The 17,912-nt window shown below is 66.7% G+C and carries 16 protein-coding genes; 7 read left to right on the top strand and 9 right to left on the bottom strand.

Annotated elements, in window-relative coordinates; translation table 11 throughout:
- Positions 1-110 (top strand): transposase domain-containing protein (locus Q0L89_RS04190; protein ID WP_296762787.1); only part of this gene is annotated, 110 nt, incomplete at its 5' end.
- A gap of 39 nt (positions 111-149) precedes the next feature.
- Here the strand turns inward: Q0L89_RS04190 and Q0L89_RS04185 are convergent.
- From Q0L89_RS04185 to Q0L89_RS04170, 4 genes are all read right to left on the bottom strand, one after another.
- Positions 150-860 carry a DUF6538 domain-containing protein gene (locus Q0L89_RS04185; protein WP_296762786.1) on the bottom strand — a complete coding sequence of 237 codons (711 nt, stop codon included), beginning with the start codon at positions 858-860 and terminating at the stop codon, positions 150-152.
- A 210-nt stretch (positions 861-1,070) separates the two neighbouring features.
- Complete coding sequence (locus Q0L89_RS04180; RefSeq protein WP_296762784.1) at positions 1,071-2,117, bottom strand: lipocalin-like domain-containing protein; 1,047 nt, start codon at positions 2,115-2,117, stop codon at positions 1,071-1,073.
- A complete protein-coding gene (locus tag Q0L89_RS04175) occupies positions 2,107-4,506 on the bottom strand; it encodes an ABC transporter permease (RefSeq protein WP_296762782.1) in 2,400 nt (799 codons plus the stop codon). The genes Q0L89_RS04180 and Q0L89_RS04175 overlap by 11 nt, the downstream gene beginning before the upstream one ends.
- On the bottom strand, positions 4,503-5,159 hold the full coding sequence (locus Q0L89_RS04170; protein ID WP_296762781.1) for an ABC transporter ATP-binding protein: 657 nt from the start codon (positions 5,157-5,159) through the stop codon (positions 4,503-4,505). Before Q0L89_RS04170 ends, Q0L89_RS04175 begins: the two co-directional genes overlap by 4 nt.
- Positions 5,160-5,421: 262 nt before the next feature.
- Between Q0L89_RS04170 and Q0L89_RS04165 the strand changes: the two genes are divergently transcribed.
- The 4 genes from Q0L89_RS04165 to Q0L89_RS04150 all read left to right on the top strand — a co-directional run bounded on the left by Q0L89_RS04165 (position 5,422) and on the right by Q0L89_RS04150 (position 11,039).
- On the top strand, positions 5,422-6,546 hold the full coding sequence (locus Q0L89_RS04165) for a DUF2793 domain-containing protein (RefSeq protein WP_296762779.1): 1,125 nt from the start codon (positions 5,422-5,424) through the stop codon (positions 6,544-6,546).
- 227 nt (positions 6,547-6,773) lie between these two features.
- On the top strand, positions 6,774-8,453 hold the full coding sequence (locus tag Q0L89_RS04160; protein ID WP_296762777.1) for a bifunctional protein tyrosine phosphatase family protein/NAD(P)/FAD-dependent oxidoreductase: 1,680 nt from the start codon (positions 6,774-6,776) through the stop codon (positions 8,451-8,453).
- Between the two features lie 70 nt (positions 8,454-8,523).
- A complete protein-coding gene (gene sulP, locus Q0L89_RS04155; protein ID WP_296762775.1) occupies positions 8,524-10,275 on the top strand; it encodes a SulP family inorganic anion transporter in 1,752 nt (583 codons plus the stop codon).
- 38 nt (positions 10,276-10,313) lie between these two features.
- The gene (locus tag Q0L89_RS04150; RefSeq protein ID WP_296762773.1) at positions 10,314-11,039 is read left to right on the top strand and encodes a 2-dehydro-3-deoxygalactonokinase; all 726 of its coding nucleotides are present in this window, start codon (positions 10,314-10,316) and stop codon (positions 11,037-11,039) included.
- A gap of 106 nt (positions 11,040-11,145) precedes the next feature.
- On the opposite strand, the gene Q0L89_RS04145 is transcribed toward Q0L89_RS04150, so the two are convergent.
- The 4 genes from Q0L89_RS04145 to Q0L89_RS04130 all read right to left on the bottom strand — a co-directional run bounded on the left by Q0L89_RS04145 (position 11,146) and on the right by Q0L89_RS04130 (position 14,244).
- Complete coding sequence (locus Q0L89_RS04145; protein WP_296762772.1) at positions 11,146-11,808, bottom strand: OmpA family protein; 663 nt, start codon at positions 11,806-11,808, stop codon at positions 11,146-11,148.
- A gap of 120 nt (positions 11,809-11,928) precedes the next feature.
- Complete coding sequence (locus Q0L89_RS04140; protein ID WP_296762770.1) at positions 11,929-13,050, bottom strand: CaiB/BaiF CoA-transferase family protein; 1,122 nt, start codon at positions 13,048-13,050, stop codon at positions 11,929-11,931.
- Positions 13,047-13,718, bottom strand: a complete 672-nt coding sequence (locus tag Q0L89_RS04135; RefSeq protein WP_296762768.1) for a DsbA family protein — start codon at positions 13,716-13,718, stop codon at positions 13,047-13,049. The genes Q0L89_RS04140 and Q0L89_RS04135 overlap by 4 nt, the downstream gene beginning before the upstream one ends.
- A gap of 16 nt (positions 13,719-13,734) precedes the next feature.
- On the bottom strand, positions 13,735-14,244 hold the full coding sequence (locus Q0L89_RS04130; protein WP_296762767.1) for a DciA family protein: 510 nt from the start codon (positions 14,242-14,244) through the stop codon (positions 13,735-13,737).
- 83 nt (positions 14,245-14,327) lie between these two features.
- Here Q0L89_RS04130 and mutY point away from each other — a divergent pair, with 83 nt between their 5' ends.
- Positions 14,328-15,437 carry an A/G-specific adenine glycosylase gene (gene mutY / locus Q0L89_RS04125; RefSeq protein ID WP_296762765.1) on the top strand — a complete coding sequence of 370 codons (1,110 nt, stop codon included), beginning with the start codon at positions 14,328-14,330 and terminating at the stop codon, positions 15,435-15,437.
- Positions 15,434-16,567, top strand: coding sequence for an alkane 1-monooxygenase (locus Q0L89_RS04120; RefSeq protein WP_296762763.1), 1,134 nt, complete (start codon positions 15,434-15,436; stop codon positions 16,565-16,567). The genes mutY and Q0L89_RS04120 overlap by 4 nt, the downstream gene beginning before the upstream one ends.
- 205 nt (positions 16,568-16,772) lie before the next feature.
- On the opposite strand, the gene Q0L89_RS04115 is transcribed toward Q0L89_RS04120, so the two are convergent.
- Positions 16,773-17,879 carry a site-specific DNA-methyltransferase gene (locus tag Q0L89_RS04115; RefSeq protein WP_296762761.1) on the bottom strand — a complete coding sequence of 369 codons (1,107 nt, stop codon included), beginning with the start codon at positions 17,877-17,879 and terminating at the stop codon, positions 16,773-16,775.
- Positions 17,880-17,912: the final 33 nt, after the last annotated feature.

Raw genomic sequence — 17,912 nt, 5'->3', positions numbered from 1 at the left:
GCGTCGAGCCCTTCGCCTATCTCAAGGCCACCCTCGAGGCCATCGCCGCCGGCCATCCGAAAAACCGGATCGACGAACTCCTCCCTTGGAACTTCCAGCCGTCAAGCTGAAAAGCCCGTGGGGCCCAGCTGGCGCTTACGATTGAATGTCTAACTTGGGAGTGTTCCTGCCAGCTTGTGGTACTCGGCTATCATCTGTCGTAGATACCGCATCCGTTTGATGGCTTGACCGTCTGAGATGCTGCCAGCATCAACTCGCTCCTGCCAGTGCGCGTGGTAACGACGCGCGTCCTCTTCACTGATCTCATGGACATTCTTGTTGGACACGACCAGTTCGAAGATCCGCGCAGCGTGTTTGTAGCGATTGCGCCACTGCCGCTTCTGATCACGATGTTTACCGCGCAGCTTGTGTTCCCACCGCTCTTCCATGATCTTTGGCATGTCGCGGATCTTTACATGGGGGCCTTCGCAGACCCCGAGCGCGGCGGGGATGATTGGAGAATCATTGGGGACCTTGGAGAGCTTCTCGATCCGGGAAACCAATTCCTCAAGCGGTTTCGTTAGAAGACCCTCGATAGGGATGTAGGGTAGCTGGAATTCGTCGAGCAACGCCACCGCAGCTTCGAAGGCCTCGATGGACGGACCCTGGTTTTCATTCAGTAGGCGAGTTTTCCAGACCTTCCGAAGCGCATTCTTTTTCAGGAAGGCGGCAGCCCTCGCCTCTGCTTCATCGCGGGTCTTCAGCGATTGGTTGATCTCGATCCGGGATTCCACGTCGCGGAACTCCGCAGAAACCCGCCAGCGGAGGTAGTAGACATTCCCGCGGCGCTCGACGCCGTCGACGCAATTGGATATGTTCATTGAATAAGTGCTCCACAATTTGCCACACAACGGAGCCGCGGGTCTTTCTCGGTTTTCCGACCCGTTCAGGCTCCAAGTGTCGAAGAAGTGGGAGCTTTTTCTGGTCGGCGGAAATCGCATCTCCGCCGCCCAGAATTCTCTCCTGGGCACCATTCATACCCTCATTGCCGGTGAAACCTCGATCCGGGGCCTGCAGGGGCGGTGGCCGAGTCACTCGTAGCCTGTCATTTCCAGGAAACCCTGGCCCGTATGGGTGCCGTCGATTCGAACCGGACCTTCCCAGTAGGGAACGGTTGTGTCCATCCATGCATTCGGGTTGATCGCCTGGGCGGTTACGTCGAGATTCTGTTCCCGCACCAGCACGCGCCACCGCGTCGGCACCTCGCGGCTTGCGACCTGCGTCGTCGCGAGCGGGCGGACCGACAGCGCGTCGTCCCCGAGCGCGGTGGTGGCCCCGTCCGGCGCGATCCATGTGCCCGAGGTGAACACCTCACCGTCGCTCTGGCGCAGTCGAAAGCCCATCAGCTTGTCGCCGGTATCGAAAGACAGAGAGAACCAGTCCCACCCGGTTTGATCCCCGGCAAGCGGCTGCGAGGACCATTCCCGATCCAGCCACGCCGATCCGGTGACCTCGACCGGGCCGTCAGGCAGGGTCAGCGTGCCCGAGATGGTGAAAAACGGCTGCGAATAGTAGTAGCTGGCCTGTCCGTGTGCCGATTTGACCGAATAGCCATCCTGACCATGAAGTACCAGCGGACCCTGCGCTTGCAGCTTCATGTCATAGGCGAACGCGGCGCCGGTGGCCGTCAGGGTCAGATCCTCGAAGGCGTCGCCGGCCATGCGCCAATCGTCGATCCAGGCATCGAACGGCGCGGGCGTCACTCCCGCCTGGCCGATCCCGCCTCGGGCGAAACGTTCGGCGCTGTAATGCATCCCGGACGTGGTGACGGCGGCGTGACCGAACCAGATCTGCGGGCTGTCCCACCCCGACGCCTCGCCCGGAGCGAGGGCAGAGCGGAAAAGCGTCCATTGCAGCCCGTAGGGCGTGCCGTCGGGGCCTTCCAGGTTGGCGGTCAGGTACCACCACTCGATCCGGTAATCGGGATGTGGGCCGTGATCGGCCGGGAAATTGAACGTGGGGTCCGGGCGGGGCATGGCAAAACCCTCGGCCTTGGTGCCCATGCCGGCAAAGCCCTGCGCAAGCACCGGGAGGGGTAGCACCATGAGGAGCCAGATCAGATACTTTTCAACCTTCATTCGCAAACACCTTGAGCAGTTCCGAAGGCGGCATCCGGGCCATCCGCCGCGCGGGCAATAGTGCAGCAAGAAGTGCCGCGATCAGGGCGAACAGCCCCAGTTTCGCGTAATCGGCGGGAAACAGGAACATCGGGAGGCGCCAGCCGAACGCCTCGACATTGACCACGGCCAGCAGTTCCCAGGCCAGCGCAAGGCCCAACGGCAGCGCCACCGCCAGCGTCAGCGCGGCAAGTATGACCGCGCGCAGCAGTTCGAGCCGGCCCAGCTCGCGCCGCGTCAGCCCCAGCGCCCAGACGGGCGCAAGCTGCGGCACGCGCATGGCGGCCAGCGTCAGAAGACTCATCAAGATGGCGAACCCGGCCACGGCGAGCGTCAGTACGTTCAGCGCACCTGTCACCGTGAATGTGCGCTCGAACACATCCATCGAGAACGACTTGACCGACGCCTGGTCGCGGATCTGCCCCGGATCGAGACCGAAATCATCGACCAGCGCCAGCCGCAGCGCGTTCGCATCATCCCTGCGCAGGCCGAACCGCGTGGCCGTTTCCTGCGGGAAGAGGTTTCGAAACAGCGCCTCGCCGATCACCGCCTGCCCGATCGGGTTGCCGTAATCGCCGACCACGCCGGCGATCGGCAACTCCTGCCCGGGTACGATTGCCAGGGTGTCGCCGGGCCACAGATTGGCCCGGCGGGCGAGTTGTTCGTTCACGATCACCGCCTCGCCCCGCGCCACGCGACCCCACACCGCGCCCTCGCGCGCGATAAAGGTCCAGTGATCCGAATAGCTTGGCCCGACGCGCACGCCGCGGATTTCCGCCCCGCGCCCCGCCAGCCGCATCTCGGCCGACAGCATCGGCAGCACCGCATCTGCACGCCGCGCCGCAAAAGTTTCGAGCGCCGCGGCCTGATCGGTGGTGTCGGCGGTCACGTAAAGCTCCGCGACCAGGCGCTGATCAAGAAAGCCTGCGAAGGTCAGCCGGAAACTCGACACCATTGTCGAGACACCGACATTCGCCGCCATCGCCAGCAGCAACGCCATCAATGCAAGGCTGAGCCCCGGCAATTGCTGCCGCGTGTCGGCCCAGAACCATTCCCAACGCGCGCTCTTTGCAAATCGCTGCCCGGTGGCCAGCGCAGCGTCGAGCACCAACGGCAACGCAAGCGCGGCGCCAAGCAACATGCAGGCGAGGCTGGCGAACCCCGCGACAAGGCCGTGCCCCAGCGTCACGAACGCCACGGCACCAAGCAGCAGCGCGAGTGCTGCCAACGCCTGCATCCCACGGCGCCGGCCGGCCTCCATCGCCCAGGCACGCGCACCGCCGCTGGCCAGCACCGGCATGTGCGCGATGCGCCATAGCGCGCCGGCTGCCGCCAGGAACGTGCCCAACAGCGCTATCGCCAGGCTGGAAAGCCACCAGGCGGGCTGAAGATGCAACACGCCCGAGACCTGCGCGCCGTAGAGCCCCTCCAGCGTGGCCGCCACGTCGGGCAACAGGCTCGCTGCCAGTGCATAACCCAGCACCACGCCGAGGCCCCCGGCGATCAGGGCGATCACCGCAAGCTCGATCGCCATAAGCACCATCAGTCGCCGCAGTGGCATGCCCAGCGTGCGCAGCGTGCGCACCATGGCGCGGCGCTGCTCGAAGGCCAGGCCGATGGCGCCGTGCACGATGAAGATGCCCACCGCAAAACTGAGAAGCCCGAAAGCCGTGAGGTTGAGGTGAAAACTGTCGGTCAACCGGGCGATATCCGCGCCCCGCTGTGCGGGCTGCACGACAAGACCCGGCGCGATCTCGGCCAGCGGTGGGCGGTTCAGGGGCTGGATATCGGACAGGATCAGCCGGCTCAGCGCACCGGGTCGGCCCAGTACCCGTTGCGCCATGCCGATATCGGTGATCGCCGTACCGGGAGCAAGGCCCGGATCGGGCACCACGCGCTGCGGCAGGGCGCCGGCCAGCGCATCCGCAACCTCGGGATGCGCGTACACAACGCCCTCGTTCAGAAAGGATTGCAGCGGCGCGTCGCCGCCCCGCGTGATCGGCCCCACACCGCCGGGCGCGGTCAGCGGGTCGATCCCCACGATGCGCACCGATCTGCCCCCGGCCATCAACGTCCCTTCCAGTACCGGCCCGGCCTGCCACCCGGCGCGGCGCAGCGCCACGTAGGTCTGCTGCTCGATGGTATCGCCCGCGCGTGGCAGCACTTGGTCGAACCGCCCCTCGCCGAGCAGCGCCGCCGCGGCGTCATAGCTGGCGCGTGCCTCGGAATTGACCGCCTGCACCCCCGACCACAGCGCCGTGGCCAGCGCCAGACCTGCCACCAGCGTGAAAAGCTGCAAAGGGTTTCGCCGCCAGTACGACCACAGGGCGGACAGGCCGGCCCCGGTCATGCCAACCGCCCCTGGCTCAGGTGCGACCGCCGCTGCATGCGCCCTGCCAGCCCCGGCGAATGAGTCACCATCATCAGCGCGGCGCCGGTCTCGGTCACCAATTCAAGCATCTGGTCCAAAACCGCCGCCGCCGTCGCCTCGTCAAGGTTGCCGGTGGGTTCGTCCGCCAGCACCAACTGCGGCCGCGCGGCGAGTGTACGGGCGATCGCGACCCGCTGTTGTTGGCCACCCGAAAGCTGTTCGGGGTACTTCTTTAGCTGCGCCGTCAGGCCAAGCGCCGCGGTCAACCGGGCCGCCTGCGCCGGATCGTGACGCCCCGACAGGCGCGCCTGGAAGGCGATATTGGCCGCGACACTGAGCGACGGGATCAGGTTGAACTGCTGGAACACGATGCCCACGGTGCCACGCCGCAACGCGGCGCGTGCCCGGTCGTCCAGTGCGGTAACCTCCTGGCCATCCAACCTGATGCTGCCACCATCGGCCCGGTCGAGCCCGCCGACCAGATGCAGAAGCGTGCTCTTGCCCGAACCGGACTCGCCGGTCAGCGCCATTGTGTCACCGGCCCCGAGCGACAGATCGACCCCCCGCAGAACGGGAATCCGGCCTTCCGGCCCGGCAAACGACTTGGTGAGGTTGTTGATTTCGAGCAGCATCGCCTATCCTTCAAGAAGGCAAGCTATCCCATGCGGCCGGGATGAAAAGCCGCGATCACGGAAAATCGCGCGACGGGCATCACCGAACGATGCCCAAGGGCAACCCACAGCGGCCCTGCCTTCGGCGCGCTCCCCCCCACCGCAAGACAACCGTTCCGCGCGACCGGAGCGGGTCGGCGGGCCACCGCGCGGTGGTGTCGGAAGGAATTAACCGCTTCTGCCAAGGCTCTGCGGCAGCCGACACCATTGCGGAGATCCCGAGATGCCCGATGCCACGCCCCTTCTGGAGCTGCCCTACATCCTGCCGGCGCAGGCGCAGAAACACGTCACCCACAACGAGGCGATCGCGCGGCTGGATGCGCTGACGCAGCTCGCCGTCGAGGACCGCACGCGCACGGTTCCCCCCGACACGCCGGCCGAGGGCGCGCGCCACATCGTTGCCGCCGGGGCGACCGCAGCCTGGGACGGCCAGGACGACAAGGTCGCGGTTCTTGTCAATGGTGGGTGGCTGTTCCTGGCACCGAGCCCGGGCTGGTGCGCCTATGTCATGGCCGAAACGGCCGCCCTTATCTTCGACGGCGCGCAATGGGTCGACCCGCCGCGCAACCTCGACAACCTGCCGGGGGTGGGTATCGCCACCACCAGCGACGCGGTCAACCGCCTGGCGGTCGCGGCGCAGGCCAGCCTGTTCAGCCATGATGGCGCAGGCCACCTGGTGAAGGTCAACAAGGCGAGCGCCGGCGACACCGCCAGCCTGCTGTTCCAGTCGGGATGGTCGGGGCGTGCTGAAATGGGCCTTTCCGGCAGCGACGATTTCACCATCAAGATCAGCCCGGACGGCGTCACCTGGCAAGAGGCGATGCATTTCGATGCGACCTCGGGTGCGGTTGGCGGCGCCTCCGTGCAGCAAAGTGCCGATGACACCACGCCGGGCCGGCTGATGCGCACCGACTGGGGCTACGGCCCCGGCAACCTGCTCGGCACGGTCGCGCAGGCGGGCGGCAAGCCTACCGGCGCGGTGATCGAGCGCGCCAGCAACGCGAATGGCGACTACGTGCGCTTCGCCGACGGGACGCAGATCTGCACCCACGCGGTCGACCTGGGCGCCATCACCGCCGTCGGATCGGGTAGCTGGGCCGATCCTTACCGCACCGCAGCGGCGCCCGACTGGGCCTTTCCTGCCGCGTTCGCTGCACCGCCGGTTGTCACGGCGCATGGCGTGCCCTCGGACCCTGTGGCGGGCGACCCGCTTCGCCGCATGTGCTGCCCGGCAACGGGCGCGCCGACGGCCACGGCAGTTCCCGGTATCAGGCTCGTGCGCCTCGGCGCGACGGCGGATGCGGATGATTTCACCGCACTCCTGTGTGCCTTGGGCCGCTGGGCCTGATTCGCCCCGGCGCGGATTTCTCCTCGCCCGTAATAATCCTCTGAAGGTGCTGGGGGCACCGCCGGCGGCGCAGATACCGGCAGCGACCTTGTTCGTTGCCTGCAAGGTCGCGGGTTGATTTTCATATTCAAACTAGCTAATACGTTCACGGGCATTCCATCCTGTCCCGCGAACGCCATGATCGCGCATGCCCGACCCAACATCACCGTGACCCTGAAAGGATGCGCATGGACCCCAAGAAAATTTCCGACGCGCTTGCCGTCGCCCCGCAGATTTCCGCCAGCGATGTCGCAGACCTGGCCAGCCAGGGCTATCGCGCAATCATCTGCAACCGGCCCGATGGCGAGGGCGCCGACCAGCCCACCTTCGAGGAAATCGCTGCCGCAGCCCGCGACGCGGGACTTGAGGCGCGCTACCTTCCGGTACAGACGGGTAAGGTATCAAACGAAGATGCTGACGCATTCGGTGCCGCGCTACGCGACCTGCCCGGTCCGGCCCTGGCCTATTGCCGCAGCGGCACACGCTCGGCCACGCTTTGGTCGCTCGCGGCCGCGGCGGAGGGCCGCCCGGTGCCCGAAATCCTGGCCGCGACCCAAGCCGCGGGCTACGACATGGCCGGTGTTGCCCGCCGCATCGCCAATGGCGGTAAAACACCCACTGATACCGGCGATGCCACCTTCGACGTGGTAATTGTCGGCGGTGGTGCTGCGGGCATCGCCGTCGCCTCCAGCTTGCGGGCGCGCAAACCTGACCTCGACATCGCCATTCTCGACCCGGCCGATGTGCACTACTACCAGCCGGGTTGGACGATGGTCGGCGGCGGTATCTTCGAGGCACAGACCACAGCCCGCACGATGGGCAGCCTGATCCCGAAGGACGTGCACTGGATCAAGTCCGCCGTCGCGGCGTTCGAGCCCGACAACAACGCGGTGGTGCTCGACGGTTGCCGGGTGGTGAAATACGACCGCCTGATCGTCTGTCCGGGGCTCAAGCTCGACTGGCACGCGGTCGAGGGATTGGTCGAGACATTGGGCCGCAACGGCGTGACCTCGAACTACCGCTATGACCTCGCCCCCTATACCTGGGAACTGGTCAAGGGCCTGAAAAGGGGCCGGGCGCTGTTCACCCAGCCGCCGATGCCGATCAAGTGCGCCGGCGCCCCGCAAAAGGCGATGTACCTGTCGGGCGACCATTGGCACCGCGAGGGCGTGCTGGGCGATATCGACATTCACTTCATGAACGCCGGCGGCGTGCTGTTCGGGATCAAGGACTACGTTCCCGCATTGGAGAAATACGTCGAGAAATACGGCGTTTCGCTGGATTTCTTCCACAACCTCGTCGCGGTCGACGGCCCGGCGAAAACCGCGACGTTCGAGGTCAAAAAGCCCGAGAGCGCGCCTGAAACCGTCACCGTCGAGTTCGACATGATGCATGTCTGCCCGCCGCAGACGGCGCCCGATTTCATCCGCGTCTCGCCGCTGGCCGACGCTGCTGCCGGGTGGGTGGACGTGGACCAGTCCACGTTGCGCCACGCGCGCTACGATAACATCTGGAGCCTCGGCGACGTCATGAACGCCCCCAACGCCAAGACCGCCGCGGCGGCCCGTGTCCAGGCTCCGGTGGTAGCCCAGAACGTCGCCGACGACATCGACGGCAGATCCCCCACCGCGATCTACAACGGCTACGGCTCTTGCCCGCTGACGGTGGAGCGTGGCAAGATCGTGCTGGCCGAGTTCGGCTACGGCGGCGCACTGCTGCCCAGCTTTCCCAAATGGGTGATCGACGGCACCAAACCGACGCGCGCGGCATGGCTGCTCAAGGAACAGATCCTGCCGCCCGTCTACTGGAAAGCGATGCTGCGCGGTCGTGAATGGCTGGCCAAGCCCGAAAGGGTCAAGGCCGGCTAACCGCGAAACGGCACCATCCCGAACCGCCGCCATCATCCCGCCGCCATTGCCACCTGCCGAGGACACGGACATGACACCGCCCCCGACGACCCGCGCGCGCCTGGCGCGGTACCTCCCGATCCTGCAATGGGCACGAGACTATGATCGCGACACCCTGGCGTCGGACACCCTGGCCGCGGTGATCGTGACGATCATGCTGATCCCGCAATCGCTGGCCTATGCTCTGCTTGCGGGGCTGCCGGCGGAAATGGGGCTCTATGCCTCGATCCTGCCGCTGGTGGCCTATGCGATGTTCGGCACCAGCCGCGCTCTGGCGGTGGGGCCGGTGGCGGTGGTGTCGCTGATGACGGCGGCGGCGGTCGCCAACCTCGGCCTGACCGAACCGGCGCAAATCGCCGTGGCAGCAGGTACGCTGGCGCTGATCTCGGGACTGATCCTGACGGTTCTGGGGCTCTTGCGGCTTGGCTTCGTCGCCAATTTCCTCAGCCATCCGGTGATCGCCGGGTTCATCACCGCCTCGGGGATTCTGATCGCCACCAGCCAGCTCAAGCACATCCTCGGGGTCGAGGCACACGGCCACACCCTGCCGATGCTGCTGGGGTCTCTGTTCGAGAACATCGGCCAGATGACCCCGATCACGGCCATGATCGGGGTCGCCGCGACAGGGTTCCTGTTCTGGGTGCGCAAGGGGCTCAAACCGCTGCTGCTGCGGGCAGGGCTCGGCGCCCGCAGCGCCGATGTCCTGACCAAGGCCGGCCCGGTGGCCGCGGTGGCGGTCACCACGCTGCTGGTCTGGGCGCTTGGCCTTCATCGCCATGGCGTCGCCATCGTCGGCGAGGTGCCGATGGGATTGCCGCCTCTGACGCTACCCGCTTTTGATGCCGATCTGTGGTCGTCGCTGTTCGTCTCGGCGCTGCTGATTTCGATCATCGGGTTCGTCGAATCGGTGTCGGTCGCGCAAACGCTTGCGGCCAAGAAACGCCAGCGCATCGTTCCCGACCAGGAGCTTGTGGGCCTCGGCACCGCCAACATCGCGGCCAGCGTTACCGGCGGCTACCCGGTTACCGGCGGGTTCGCCCGCTCGGTCGTCAATTTCGACGCCGGGGCGGAAACGCCGGCCGCCGGGGCGTTCACCGCCATCGGCATCCTGCTGGCGGCGCTGCTGCTGACGCCGCTGCTCTATTTCCTGCCCAAGGCGACGCTGGCGGCGACGATCATCGTCGCGGTGCTCAGCCTGGTCGATTTTTCGATTCTGCGGCGCACCTGGGGTTACTCGCACGTCGATTTCGCCGCCGTCGCCGCAACCATCGTGCTGACCCTGGGGTTCGGCGTCGAGGCGGGCGTGTCGGCCGGCGTCATCCTCTCGGTCGGCTTGTTCCTCTACAAGACGTCGCGCCCCCACGTCGCCGAGGTCGGGCTCGTCCCCGGCACCCAGCATTTCCGCAACATCCTGCGCCACGAGGTCGAAACCGACCCGTCGCTGGTGACCTTGCGGATCGACGAGAGCCTTTATTTCGCCAATGCGCGCTTCCTTGAGGATTACATCTATGACCGCGTCGCAGGCGACGAATCGGTCCGCAATGTCGTCCTGATGTGCTCGGCGGTGAACGAGATCGACATGTCGGCGCTGGAAAGCCTGGAAGAGATCAACCGACGCCTGCACGACATGGGCATCACCCTGCACCTGTCCGAGGTCAAGGGCCCGGTGATGGACAGGCTCAAGCGCTGCCATTTCCTCGATGATCTGACCGGGACGGTGTTCCTGTCGCAATACGATGCGATCCGCGCGCTCAGCCCGCGCCACGGGGGACGGGTGGCGTGATTGACCGCCCCGCCCCGGTGGCCTAAACGCGGCGACCAATGACGGATATCGCATGGATCGGGATAGAGGAGGCCGCGAAAGGCGCACGCGGCTGGGGCTTTGACGCCGGCGGCACGCCCTGCACCGAGGTGCATGGCGACGATGCGGCCGCGATCAGGGCGAAAACGCCGGACACGCCCGCATTGGTGGTCAGTGACCGCGCCGCGCCGCCCGCGCGCGCAGTGCCCGCACAGGTGCTGCCTGACACCGGCGCGCTGTCACCGCTCACGCAAGCCGCGCCGCCGGGGCTGTTGCCCGCCACCGCGTGCCTGCGGCTGGCCGGGGTGCTGGCTACCCGGCCGCAATGGGACGGGGTGTGTCTGTTGCCCGGGACCGATGTCACCCACTGGGTGCACGTCAGCGCGGGCGAGGTGGTCAGCTTCGCAAGCTTCCTTACCCCGCGCTTGGCGCAACTGCTGGGCGCCGACGCGGCCAGCCCCAGCACCGTGGCGCTCGGCGATACGATGACACGTCCCGAACGCCTGGCCGCGCATCTGGCTCAGGCCGATCTGTCAAACGATACCGAAGCCGCACTGGGCCACCTGATCGGCGCCGAGATCGCCGCCGCGCGGCCCTACTGGCTGGGCCAGCCTATCGTGCAGATCGGTGGCGGCGCGCTGGCGGCGGGTTACGCGACGGCACTGGCGGAGCAGGGGGCGCCCCTTGAATGCCTGACCGACTGCGCCGCCGCGCAGGCGGGCCTGGTGGCGCTGCACGGCCGGTGATGGGCGCGGCGCGCGAACGCGCGCTCTGCTTGCCTGTTTGCCGAAGGCAAAAGGTAAGCGAACGATGTGCGCCCGCGTCGCGGGCGCACCACCGGATCACAACGCGTCACTGTGACTGCGGCAGGATCACGATCTCGACGCGCCGGTTCTGCGCGCGGCCTTGCGCCGTCAGGTTGGTGGCGATCGGCTGATCCTCACCCAACCCGATGGTGCGGATGCGCCCTCCGTCCACCCCGTAAGAAATCAACTGCCCCGCGACGGCCCCGGCGCGGCGCTGCGACAGGTCGAGGTTGTATTCCGCGCTGCCGGTGTTGTCGGTATGGCCCAATACCTGCACGCGCGACTGCGGATAGTCGTTCAGGCTGCGCGCGACGGTACGCAAATCGGCGCGCAGGTCGGGGCGCAGCGTGGCGCTGTCGGTGGCGAACAGGATGTCCTGCGGCATCGTCACGATCAGCCGATCACCGGTGTTGCGCACCGTGGCCTCGCGACCCAGGTCGTCGCGCAACTCGGCCTCCTGCTTGTCGAGGTTGTAGCCGATGCCGGCACCGACACCCGCGCCGATGGCCCCGCCGACGATGGCGCCCTTAGTCTTGTTGTCGCTGGCCAGTGCGCCGGTGGCCGCGCCCAGCAACCCGCCCAGGAAAGCGCCCTGCTGGGTCTTGTCCCCGGGTTGGCCGGAATACGGATCGGCCGGGTCGGTGCAGGCGGTGGCGGTCAGCAGCGATGCGCCCGCCAGCAGCAGAATGGATTTTCTTTCGATGCTCATGCCGGAAGCCCCTTGTTCAATTCCAGGATCGGCCCTCTTATACAGCGGCACCCGCCCCGACCCAAGGTGAAACCTTGCCTTGATCGGCGGCAAACCGCGCACCGGTCGGGTCGGAATCGTTCAGGCGTCGTTGTCCTCGCCCAGCTTCGGTGCCGGGCGGGGCAGCGCCAGCCCCGCGCCCGAGAACCGGAACGGCGCGCGCACACCCGGCACGCCGTCAAGGTCGATCCGCATGCCGCGGGCCTGCACCTGCGGGTCGGCAAAGACCTCGGCCATGTCGTTGATCGGACCGGCGGGGATGCCATGGGCTTCGCAGCCCTGCAATAGGTCGGCTTTCGTCCATTTGCGGGTTTCGGCCATCAGCCCGGCGATCATCTCGGGGCGGTTGGCAACCCGGTCGGCATTGGTGGCGAACTTCGCGTCCTCGGCCATCGGATCGAGCCCCAGAAGCCCGCATAGCCGCCGATATTGCGCGTCGTTGCCGGTGGCGATTATGATGTAGCCATCGGCGCAGTCGAACACCTGGTAGGGCGTCAGGTTGGGGTGGTAATTGCCGGTTCTCCCCGGCGGCGTGCCGGTGGCGAGGTAATTCAGCGACTGGTTTGCCATCGCCGCCACGGCGCAATCCATGAGCGCCATGTCGATATGTTGCCCGCGCCCGGTACGCGCGCGCTGATGCAACGCCGCGAGGATACCGGCCACCGAATAGAGCCCGGTGAACAGATCGGTGATCGCCACGCCGGCGCGCTGCGGCTGGCCGTCGGGGTCGCCGGTGATCGACATGAACCCCGACATGCCCTGGATGATATAGTCATATCCTGCCCGATGGGCATAGGGCCCGTCCTGCCCGAACCCGGTGATCGAGCAATAGATCAGCCCCGGGTTGAGCGCACTCAGGCTGTCATAGTCGAGCCCGAATTTCGCCAGCCCGCCGACCTTGAAATTCTCGATCAGGATATCGGCGTCGGCGACCAGGTCGCGCACCTGCGCCTGCCCCTCGGGGGTGCGGAAATCGGCCGTGACACTGGCCTTGCCGCGGTTGCAGGAATGGAAATAGGCGGCGGTGCGGTCGCCGTCGCGTTCGATGAAGGGCGGTCCCCACTGGCGCGTGTCGTCGCCGGCGGAGCTTTCGACCTTGATCACCTCGGCGCCCAGATCGGCCAGCGTTTGACCGGCCCACGGGCCGGCCAGGATGCGCGCCAGTTCGACGACCTTCAGGCCGGCAAGCGGAGCATCTGTCATTCAGCGGCCAGCTTCTTGTCAATGAGGGCGCTCAACTCGTCATAGGGCATGTTGGAGTATTTCTGCCCGTCGATCATCAGGCTGGGGGTCGAATTGATCTCGTCGGCCTCGGCGTTCTGCTGGTACCACGCCACCAGCGTGCGCGCCTTGTCGTTGTCAGCCAGGCAGGTGTTCAGCCCCTCCTCGTCCAGCCCTGCGACACGCCCGATGCGGCGCAGGTTCTCGACCACGGCATTCGGGTCACCCTCGCCGATCCAGTCGCGCTGCTGACTGTAAAGCAGATCCGAGACGCCGAAGAACCGCTCGGGGTCGCAGCGCGCGACAAGCGCCGCCCAAAGCCCGAGCCGGTCGAAATAGACGTCGCGGTAGATGAAGTGCACCTTGCCCGTGTCGATGTAATCGGTCTTGAGCTTCTTGAACTGGCTGTCGTGGAAATTGGCGCAGTGCGGACAGGTGAACGACGCGTATTCCACCAAGGTGACGGGCGCGTCGGCATCGCCCAGGGTCATTTCCTCGATGCTGGAGGTATCCACCTCGGCCGCCGCATCCTGTGCGCTGGCGGCGCCGATGGGGGGCAGTTGCACGGCATTGCGTTGCTGGAGCGCCCACCAGCCGCCCATCGTCAGGACGCCGGCGCATAGTGCGATCAGTGCGGTTCTGCGGTTCATGTGAAACCCTTTCTCATCAGTTGTCTCTGGATAGGACGTTCCGCGCCAGGGTTTCAAGCGCCTGGCGCAGGTTGTCGTCGCCGACATCGCCGGCCAGTGTCGCGGCACGGGCAGCGGTCTGCGGGTCGTGGGGCGGCGTGGCATGGCCCGCCCGGCGCGGCGCATGATCGAAGCTGGCGCGCCCCTCGTGGAACCCGCTCGGGGCGGTCTGGGTGATACGCACGCGCGAGATGGCATTGTAGCCGTAGACGGCATTGACGCGCTCGCGCAACTTTTCCTTCTGCATCTCCAGCATCGGCGCTTGCGCGCCGGTGGTCAGCACGGTCAGCGTCGCGCCGAACCCCTCACGGCCGTATTTCACCTCGACCGGGCGCGCGATGGCGGCGATCTCGGGCCCGGCGATCTCGGGCCAATGGGTCAACAGCCGCGTCACCGCGAACCCGCGCGATTCGCCGACCCGGCGGATCTGACCCTGCAACAGGGCCGATGTGCGTTTGAAGCCGTGCGTCTTTCGCGGGGCGGTCATGGCTTGCATCCTGTCCTTTTGCCCTATTCTAGTGGGCATGGAAACGGGTGCCATTCAATATCATCGTGCAGGAGGCATAAAATTTGCGTGATGCAGCCGCCCACGCCCCGCGCGCAGGCGACCTGCTGGCGTGGTACGACGCCCATGCGCGCGACCTGCCCTGGCGGGTCGGCCCGGCGGCACGCACAGGCGGCGCCCGCCCCGACCCTTACGCCGTCTGGCTGTCCGAGGTCATGTTGCAGCAAACCACCGTGGCCGCGGTGGCGGGGTATTACCACCGTTTCATGGCGCGCTGGCCGGATGTGACGGCGCTGGCCGCGGCCAAAGACGCCGACGTCATGGCCGAATGGGCGGGGCTGGGGTACTACGCGCGGGCGCGCAACCTTCTGAAATGCGCGCGCGCCGTGGTGGCTGACCATGGCGGGCGGTTCCCCGACACCCGCGCGGGGTTGCTCGCGCTGCCGGGGATCGGCCCCTATACCGCCGCCGCCATCGCCGCCATCGCCTTCGACCGGCCCGAGGCGGTGGTCGATGGCAATGTCGAACGGGTGATGGCGCGCCTGCACGACCACCGCGCGCCTCTGCCCGGCGCCAAGCGCGCACTCGGCGACATGGCCGCCACGCTGACCCCGGATGACCGCCCCGGCGATTACGCGCAGGCGGTGATGGACCTGGGCGCAACGGTCTGTACCCCCAGAAACCCCGCCTGCGGCATTTGCCCATGGCGAAGGGCGTGCGCCGCGCGAGCGGCGGGAACAGCGGCCGAGTTACCCCGGAAAACGCCGAAGAAACCCAAGCCCCTGCGCCTTGGTCATGCCTATGTCGGGCGCCGCCGCGACGGGGCGTGGCTGTTGGAGCGTCGCCCCGACCACGGCTTGCTGGGCGGAATGCTGGGCTGGCCCGGATCGGGCTGGACCGAGGCGCCACCGCCCGAGGCACCGCCGCTGGCGGCGGAGTGGCAGCCGGTGGCGGGCGAGGCGCGCCATACCTTTACCCATTTCCACCTGCGGCTGCGGATATATGTCGCCCAACTGCCGCTTGACGCGGACCCCGGCGCGGGTGTCTTTATTCCGCCAGAGGCGTTTCGCCCCGCCGACCTGCCGACGGTGATGCGCAAGGTGTTTGATCTGGCGCGAAGCAGCTTGGCAGAGCCGAACGCGCCGCCGTCGCGACCCGGAGACAACCAGCCATGAATGCCCCCGCCGACATCGCCCGCCTGCACCGTGCCCTGCCGTTCTGGACCAGCTACCTGCTGATCCCGATGGCATGGATCGGCGCGGTTTACGGCGGCTGGACGGTGATTCTGTTGCCGCTGACGGCCTGGTGGGTGTTCACCGGGCTCGACCAGGTGCTGGGCCTGAACCTGGAAAACCCCGACACCGAGACCGACGACGACGCCCTGCTGTGGTACCGGCTGGGCGTCATGGCCTGGGTGCCGGTGCAGTTCATCACGCTGTACGGCATCATCTGGTACGTCACCGCCACAGGCCACCTGAACGCGCTGGAACTGGTCGTACTGTTCGCCAGCATCGGCGTAATCAGCGGCACCGTGGGCATCGTCTATGCGCACGAGCTTTTGCATCAGCGCAACAAGCTGGAACGCTGGCTGGGTGATATCCTGCTGGCGATGGTGCTGTATTCGCATTTCCGCACCGAGCACCTGCTGGTCCACCACCCCCACGTCGGCACGCCGCGCGACACGGTAACGGCGCGCTACAACGAGAATTTCCACCGCTTCTTTGCCCGTGTCCTTCGCGAGGGGCTCGAATCTGCATTCCGGGCGGAGAGGGAAAGGCTGGCGAAAAAGGATCTGCCCTGGACCGACCGGCGCAACCCGTTCTGGCGTTACTGGGCGTTGCAAGCGCTGGCGCTGGCGCTGGCGGCGGGGCTGGGCGGCTGGCTTGGCCTGGGGCTGTTCGTGTTGCAGGCGCTCAGCGCCGTATGGCAGCTCGAACTCACCAACTACGTCGAACATTACGCCCTGACGCGCAAGCACCTGGGCGATGGCAAGTACGAACACGTTCAGCCGCATCATAGCTGGAACGCCGCCCACAAGGCGACCAACTGGCTGCTGATCAACCTGCAACGCCATTCCGACCACCATTACAAGCCCAGCCGGCGTTACCCCCTGTTGCAGACCTACACCGACGCGCAGGCGCCGCAATTGCCGCACGGCTACCCGCTGATGACGCTGGTGGCGCTGTGGCCGCGCAAGTGGCGGCAGGTGATGAACCCCCGCGTGCATCGCTGGCGCGAGATGTATTACCCCGAGATTACCGACTGGCGCCCCTACAACAGGATGCTGACCCCGCCGCCGCGCTGATCGCACATGCCTGCGCGAAACAGCCCCCAGCCCGCAGGCACTTGCCCCGGCCCTTTCCACTCTTCGGAAATATCCCGGGAGCGCGAGGGCCTGGCGCCTCGCCCGTTCAACTGAAAGCGCAAGAAAAATGCCCCGCCGAGGAGGCGGGGCAGGTGCGGCGCCCGCGATGTCAGGCAACGGGAACCGATGGCAGCGTTGTGGCGGTTCAGGCCGATGTTTCGGCGCGTATCTGCTGGCGCAGAAGGTCGATCGGCACGGTCTTGCCGTCGCGCTTGAAGCACCAGTAGGTCCAGCCGTTGCAACTGGGCGCGCCTTCCAGCGCCGCGCCGACCTGGTGGATCGACCCGTTAACGCCATCGGCCACCAGCGTGCCGTCGGCGCGCACCTTGGCGGCGGCCTTGCCGTTGACCGAGGTCAGCACTTCGCCGGGGCGCAGCATGCCGCGTTCGATCAACTGTCCGAAGGGCACGCGCGGCTCTGCCCGCTTCGATGCGCTTACCCGCAGCGCCTCGCGGTCGTAGCGGCGCACCGCGTGGATGCGTTTCTCGGCCGCCGCGCGGTACCCGGGGTCGCGTTCGATGCCGATATAGTCACGGCCCAGCATCTTGGCCACGGCGCCGGTGGTGCCGGTGCCGAAGAACGGGTCCAGCACCACGTCGCCGGGATTGGTCGCGCCGACCAGCACCCGGTGCAGCAGACCTTCGGGTTTTTGCGTGGGGTGGGCCTTGTTGCCGTCGTCGTCTTTCAGGCGCTCGTGCCCCGAGCAGATCGGCAGCACCCAGTCGCTGCGCATCTGGATACCGTCGTTGAGCGATTTCAGCGCCTCGTAGTTGAAGGTGTATTTCGCCCCCTGCGATTTGCTGGCCCAGATCATCGTCTCGTGCGCGTTGGTGAACCGCTTGCCGCGGAAATTGGGCATCGGGTTGGTCTTGCGCCAGACCACGTCGTTGAGAATCCAGAAGCCTTCGTTCTGCAGCGTCGCCCCGACGCGGAAAATGTTGTGATAGCTGCCGATCACCCAGATCGCGCCGGTGGGCTTGAGCAGGCGCCGTGCGGCCGCCAGCCATTCGGCGGTGAACCGATCATAGGCCTCGAACGATGCGAACTGGTCCCATGCATCGTCGCAGGCATCGACGCGGCTGCCCTCGGGGCGGTGCAGATCGCCGCGCAGTTGCAGGTTGTAGGGCGGATCGGCGAAGATCAGATCGACGGATTCCGCCGGCAGACCGTTCATCACCTCGATGCAGTCGCCAGCCAGTATGGTGTTAAGCGGGAGCGCCGCAGCGCCGTGGGATTTGGTCTTGATTGTCATCTCTGCCTCTGGAACCGGCGCGTTGCGTCGCGC

Source organism: Sediminimonas sp. (assembly GCF_024637375.1).
GTDB lineage: Bacteria > Pseudomonadota > Alphaproteobacteria > Rhodobacterales > Rhodobacteraceae > Sediminimonas.
This window is presented reverse-complemented; position numbering and strand designations above follow the sequence as displayed.